Source organism: Aeromonas sp. QDB18 (genome assembly GCF_027705325.1).
GTDB lineage: Bacteria > Pseudomonadota > Gammaproteobacteria > Enterobacterales > Aeromonadaceae > Aeromonas > Aeromonas caviae.
Genome location: NZ_JAPDBQ010000192.1, coordinates 1 through 6178, shown reverse-complemented (window position 1 = coordinate 6178; position 6178 = coordinate 1). Strand labels below are relative to the sequence as shown.

Below are 6178 nucleotides of genomic sequence, written 5' to 3'. Positions count from 1 at the left end.
GAGCACATAAGATCATAGTCAGATCGTGAGGTCAAACCTGTTTACATGGTTAAAAAACATTCACGATCCCGCCCTGGTGAGCAGGGCCTCGTGTTCGCCGGGCAGGGTCTGGGTCAGTTGCAGGTAGTCATCCACCAGCTTGACGAGGGCAGTCATGTCCGCCTGCAACTGGGGATGAACCGCCACCTGCTGCTTGAGGCTGGCGACCATCTTGTCGACCTGGCCCTTGGCCTGTTGCAACTCGGCCACTTCCGCAGGCAGTTGCTTGAGATCCTGCTCGGTCAGCACGTCGGTGAGCCATTTGTTGGCGCTGAGCAGGCTTATCTGGGTCTGGCTGCTGGCGAGTACCAGCGGCATGGACTCCTGGGTCACCTGATCCAGGGCGCCGCTGAGTTCGCTCTGGCCGCGAAAGGTCAGTACCGCACTGGCGACCATGACGGCGACCAGGATGGCAAAGCCCAGATAGACTCTCTGTAGGATCGAGAGGTCTGACATTGTTTGTTTCATTATTGTCCCGCTGTCTGTGCAAAAGTCCCTTGCCTGAGTACCCCGTCCCTTTGATACCCTGCATGCCCCGAAGGGGATGCCGTTGTGGTTCGCGGGACGTCTCCTCGCTATCGGTATTCTTCACAATAACTGAAGCAATTGGGAGAACGGCTGTGCCAAATGTCGGCTTGTGTCACACTTGGCGCGTTGCGGCGGCCTGTTTGGGAGCCGCTTGAGCTTTGTATTGAATTTTCTTTTTCCTATAAAGGAGTTACCCATGGCGCAAGAAACCATTTTCAGCAAAATCATCCGCAAGGAGATCCCCGCCGACATCCTTTATCAAGACGATCTGGTGACCGCGTTTCGCGACATCCAGCCCAAGGCCAAGACCCATATTCTGATCATTCCCAACGTGCTCATCCCCACCGTCAACGACGTGGAGCCGGATCACGAGCTGGCGCTGGGCCGGATGTTCACCGTGGCCCGCAAGCTCGCCAGCGACGCGGGCATCGCCGAGGACGGCTACCGCCTCATCATGAACTGCAACCGCCACGGCGGACAGGAGGTCTATCACATCCACCTGCACCTGGTCGGTGGCGAGCCCCTGGGACCCCTGCTGAGCCTGTGATGCGCCTCGTCCCGTCGACCGGCCTGCTGTTGGCCGGTCTGCTGCTGGGGGGCTGTGCTTCCCAGTGGAAAGACATGTTCGTCTCCTACTCGGATCAGATGGTGCCCCTGCGCAACCAGCTGCTACTGGGCCATGCCGCCGAGGCCCTACCCGAGGTGCGCGAATCGACCCCGGGGGACGACACCTTCGTGCTCGACCAGCTGGAGAAGGGGCGCATCGCCTGGCTGGCGGGTCAGGACGGCCCCAGCAAGCAGGCCTTTGCCGCCGCCGACAGCCGGCTTGCGTGGGAAGACAGTCAGGCCGAGTACCGCCTGAGCCAGGGACTGGCCCAGGCGGGCAGCCTGCTCACCAACGATCAGACCCTGGCTTACCAGGCGCCCGATTACGAGCGCACCATGCTGCACCACTATCTGGCGCTCAACTACTTGCAGCGCGGGGATGCCGACGGCGCCCTGGTAGAGGTGCGCCGTGCCAACCAGGTGCAGGAGCAGGCCCTTAAACGGCGGGCCGACGAGGTGCGCAAGGCCGCGCAGGAGGGGGAGCAGGAGGACGAAGCCGGGGAGATGCGCCAGCTGATGTCGCGCGGCGCCCCCGAGCTCGATCGCCTGATAGGCCAGGTGAAAAACGGTTTCCAGAACGCCTACACCTTCTATTTCTCCGGCGTGCTCTACGAGGCGGCCGGGGATCTCAACGACGCCTGGGTCGATTACCAGCGCGGCTATCAGATAGCGCCGGACAACCAGAGCCTGCAGGATGCCCTGCTGCGCCTGGCCCGGCTTCGCGGCTCTCCCGAGGAGCTCAAGGAGACCGAGCAACGGATGGGCCGCAAGGCGCCGCCTTTGGCCAAGGATCAGGGCCAGCTGGTGGTGCTGTTTGAAGATGGCCTCATCCCGGCGCGCCGTGAGCTCTTCCTGCCGCTGCCCATCTCCACCTCCAGCGGCGATTTTCGTACCTTTACCGTGGCGGTGCCCTATTACGACAATCGGGCCAGCGACGGCGCCCCGCTCACCCTGTCGGTGGGCAAGGGGGTGGCGCAGACCAGCGAGCTGGTGAGGCTGGAGGCGCTGGCGGCCAAGGATCTGCAGGAGCGGCTGCCTGGCATGCTGACCCGGCAGGCCCTGCGGCTGGTGGCCAAGGAGCAGGTGCGGCGCACCGCCGCCAAGGAGGGGGGGGATGTGGGTAACATCTTGGTGGGGATCTTCAACACCCTCTCGGAGCGGGCGGATACCCGCAGCTGGCTGACGCTGCCCGCCAAGGCCTCGAGCTGGCAGGGGATGGTCCCGGCCGGGAACGTCACCCTGACCCTGGGGGCGGGCAGCGCCATGCGCACCCTGCCACTCAGCGTCCACGCCGGGCGCACCACCCTGGTGTGGGTACAGCGCCTGGGGAGCGGGCTCACGACCCGGGTGATGCCCCTCTAGGGGGAACCGGATATGGCAACTCAGATGAATGACCGGTCAGGCCGACGGCCACCGGCAAGGAGAACAAGATGAAAGCACAAGAGTTGGCCCTGGGCCTGGTTCTGCTGCTGACGGGCTGTGCCACCAATACTTCCGGCGTGGCGCTCTATGGCGCGGCCGGTGCGGCGGCGGTGGCCGAGCAGCATCAAAACGTCAACGTCACCCTGACCGAACTCAGCCGGCGCCAGCAGAACGGCCTGTTGCAGGTCAACGTGGCGGCGGCCAGCACCCAGCGTGGTGACCACACGCTGCAATATCTCTTCTACTGGTATGACGACGCGGGGCAGGAGGTGGCCAGCGATGGCCGCGGCTGGACCCCCCTCAAGCTGCATGGCTACCAGACCCGCACCTTGTCCGCCCTGGCGCCGAGCCCGGCTGCACGGGGTTACCGGATTTACGTTCGCGAAGTGATGGAGGAATCCTACTGATGAAAATGAATCATGCCCTGCTGATCCTGACTGGAGCCCTGCTGCTGGGCGGCTGCTCCAGCACCACCGTCAGCTATGGCGATCCCACCGAGACCGAGACGGTGACCGTCGATTACGGCTCCTCCGACTTGCAGGCCATCGCCGACAAGATGGCGGATTCCATGCTGGCGTCCCCGGCCACCAGCGAGATCACCGCCGGGGGCCGCCCGGTGATGTTCATGGACTCCATCCGCAACAAGACCTCGGAGCACATCGACACCGAGGCCATCACCGACACTATCCGCACCAAGCTGCTGCGCTCGGGCAAGTTCCGCTTCGTGGACATGAGCAAGGTGGCGGCGGTCAAGCAGCAGCTCGAATACCAGCAGGGCAGCGGCATGGTGGATCCCGCCACCATGGTGCGGCTCGGCAAGCAGACCGGTGCCCGCTACATGGTCTATGGCAACCTCGCCAGCATCGTCAAGGACAACGGCAAGGTGAAGGACGTCTACTACCAGATGACCATGAACCTGATGGATGTGGAGAACGGCGAACTGCTGTGGGCCGATCAGAAAGAGATCCGCAAACAGGCCAAGAAGTCCACCTTTGGCTGGTGAGGACCCGCGGGGGCAGGGGGATCTGGCGGAGCTGGCGCTCCTCGCCAGCCTGCCAGCGCCCTGGGATCAGGGGCGCCTTGAGCCGCTTGGCCAGGGCCTGACCAACGGCAACTACCGGCTTTGCCTCCCCACTGGCGAGCAGGCCTTCCTGCGCCGCGGTCATCCGGATCCGGTGCGCCTTGGCATCGACCGGGCCACCGAGTGGCAGCTCTACCAGGGGGCGGTGGGGCAGGGGCTGGCGTTGCCCTGTCATCACGGCGATCCCGCCACCGGCCTGATGCTGCTGGCGTGGTGCGACGAACCCAACTGGGCCGAGCAGGCGCCGCCTCTCGCCGCGCAACCCCGCCTGATGGCGGAGGTGCTGGTACGGCTGCACCGCCTGCCGGTGCCGACCGTGGTGATGGCGGTGCGGGCCCACAGCGGCGGTTATCGGCAGCGTCTGGCCCATATCCCTCCCTGGCTGCCCGCGCTGGAGCGGGCCCTGCTCGCGAGCCGGGAGCCGGACGACTGCTGGCTCCCTTGCCATCACGATCTCAATCCGGCTAACTTGTTGGGGGCGCGGCCCTGGGTCATCGACTGGGAGTACGGCGCCGCCGGTCATCCTGGGTTCGAGGTCGCCAGCATCCAGCGCACCCACGGCTGGAGCGAAGAGCAGCGGTGCCAGTTGGAGAGCTGCTATCTTGAAGCCATGGACGGGGCACCGACGGGGCTGGGGCCCCTGGGATTCCAGGCCGATGCCTTCCTGCCCTGGGTCGATTACATCGGCCTGCTGTGGGCGCTGCTGATGGCCGAACAGCAACCCGGGCCCGAGTATCAGGCCCTGATCGATATCAACCGCCAGCGCTTGGAGTGATGCCAGGCAACGGCCCGCGCGACGCGTGTATTCAATGAATGGGAGGCATGCATGGTGACCACATTCTCATGGCGTCAACCGCGTAGCTGGAGCCTGCTGCTGCTCTGCCTGCTGCTGACGGGTTGCGCCACCCGGGTGATCTACTACTGGCTCGACTCGGCCATCGTCTGGCAACTGGACGACTACTTCTCCCTGGACCGCAGCCAGAAGAAGCTGCTGGACCAGGAGGTGAAGGGGCTGATGGCCTGGCACCGGCAGCATGAGCTGCCCATCTATGCCCGGGATCTCGACGCCCTGGCCAAGGCGGTGGCCAGCCCCATGAGCCCGGCCCAGGTGACCCTGCATCTGGACAGAACCCAGGCGAGCCTGACCCGTACCCTGGAGAACGCCATTCCCCGCACGGTGCGCCTCGCCAAGACCCTGACCGACGAGCAGGTGGCTCGCTTCATGGCCGATCGGGTGACGCGCCAGCAGGAGCGCCAGCACGATTTTGCCACCCAGTCGAAGGCCGAGATGATCAAGGGCTTTCGGGAGAAGATGAACGAGCGCCTGGTGTTCTGGATTGGCAAGGTGAAGCCGGCCCAGGAGCCCCTCATCACGCAGTGGGCCGAGTGGCAATACGAGATGATGGCCCCCTGGCTCGACTTTCAGGAGGCCTGGACCAAGGAGCTGGATCGGCTGATGAAACAGCGCCAGAGCCCGGATTTCGGCCAGGAGCTGACCCGCTTGCTCCAGCAGGGGGACGGCCTGATGGATGGCCGCTTCACCGGCTACACGGACCAGTCCCGCCAGCGCACCATCCAGTGGCTGAGCGATCTCAGCCACTCCATGGATCTCTCCCAGCGGGCCCACCTCTACACCCTGCTCAAGGACTATGCCGAGGACTTCGAGGGCATGACCCGCAACCGCTGAGGACGCGGTGAGACAACACAAGGGCGGCGGGCCCCGGGCCTGCCGCCCTTGTTCTTGTGGGGCAGGCTGTGGTAGCTTGCCCTTTCTATTGTGTGGGAATTAACTTTTGAACCTGACCGACAACGTGAAACTGGCGGCGATGACCCTGCTCATCACCCTCGCACTGTTGTTCTCTACCCTCTCGGTGGAGGGGGTCAAGGTACCCGCGTTCCAGCCCTCGGCCCAGCAGGCCCACTCGCTGGCGGAGGGGGCGGCACCTGCCGACGCAAGCCCGGCGGCCCACGGCGTCAGCGGCAGTGACGATGGCATCGTCAAGTTCGTCGGCTCCCACCAGAATCACCTGCTGCGCCTCGAGCACTCCCTGAGCCGCGATCATCAGCCCGGCAGCGTGGTCTACGAGCTGGTGATGAGCTGGTCCCAGCAGGCGATCCTGCTGCTGCTGTGTGGCCTGCTGTTCTATGCCGCCCTCTTCTACCCGGGGACGAGCTTTCGCGATCACTTCGCCGGCATTCACAGGCGCCGCCTGCAGCGCCGGCATCTGCAGTACCGCTTCGCCCAAAGCTTCCTCGCCTGACCCCGATGGGGTCAGCTTGCCACCTGTTGCCTCATCTTCTCTCTGTTGCTGTTCACTTTTAGTGAACGGCTAGGCTGTCTTGTTTCATTTTTTTGCACGGCGCGACCCCGGTGTCGCCCCTTGCCATTGCCTGACAGAGGCCGATTACATGAGAAAAAAGAGTCATACCAATCGGATTAAACATTAGGTCAGTTTTATCCAATCTCGGCTACAAAGTGACATCACCCGCTCCACATCGGCA

At 64.1% G+C, this 6178-nt stretch carries 7 protein-coding genes and 1 pseudogene; 7 read left to right on the top strand and 1 reads right to left on the bottom strand.

Annotation, left to right across the window (positions count from 1 at the left end):
- Positions 1–72 precede the first annotated feature (72 nt).
- A pseudogene (locus OKC30_RS19380) lies at positions 73–507 on the bottom strand (methyl-accepting chemotaxis protein); the annotation flags it as partial.
- A gap of 256 nt (positions 508–763) precedes the next feature.
- Here OKC30_RS19380 and hinT point away from each other — a divergent pair.
- The 7 genes from hinT to OKC30_RS19345 all read left to right on the top strand — a co-directional run bounded on the left by hinT (position 764) and on the right by OKC30_RS19345 (position 5937).
- Positions 764–1114, top strand: a complete 351-nt coding sequence (hinT, locus tag OKC30_RS19375; RefSeq protein ID WP_010674343.1) for a purine nucleoside phosphoramidase — start codon at positions 764–766, stop codon at positions 1112–1114.
- A complete protein-coding gene (locus OKC30_RS19370; RefSeq protein WP_069785669.1) occupies positions 1114–2535 on the top strand; it encodes a COG3014 family protein in 1422 nt (473 codons plus the stop codon). The genes hinT and OKC30_RS19370 overlap by 1 nt, the downstream gene beginning before the upstream one ends.
- 68 nt (positions 2536–2603) lie before the next feature.
- Entirely contained in the window at positions 2604–3002 is a 399-nt protein-coding gene (locus OKC30_RS19365; RefSeq protein WP_160839394.1) for a YcfL family protein, read from the top strand.
- Positions 3002–3598 (top strand): penicillin-binding protein activator LpoB, encoded by a 597-nt coding sequence (gene lpoB, locus OKC30_RS19360; protein ID WP_010674346.1) that lies wholly within the window; start codon positions 3002–3004, stop codon positions 3596–3598. Before OKC30_RS19365 ends, lpoB begins: the two co-directional genes overlap by 1 nt.
- Positions 3588–4451 (top strand): phosphotransferase, encoded by an 864-nt coding sequence (locus OKC30_RS19355; RefSeq protein ID WP_160839391.1) that lies wholly within the window; start codon positions 3588–3590, stop codon positions 4449–4451. Before lpoB ends, OKC30_RS19355 begins: the two co-directional genes overlap by 11 nt.
- A 51-nt stretch (positions 4452–4502) precedes the next feature.
- Entirely contained in the window at positions 4503–5363 is an 861-nt protein-coding gene (locus tag OKC30_RS19350; protein ID WP_160839389.1) for a DUF6279 family lipoprotein, read from the top strand.
- A 106-nt stretch (positions 5364–5469) separates the two neighbouring features.
- Entirely contained in the window at positions 5470–5937 is a 468-nt protein-coding gene (locus OKC30_RS19345; protein ID WP_041212852.1) for a hypothetical protein, read from the top strand.
- The last annotated feature ends 241 nt before the right edge of the window (positions 5938–6178 follow it).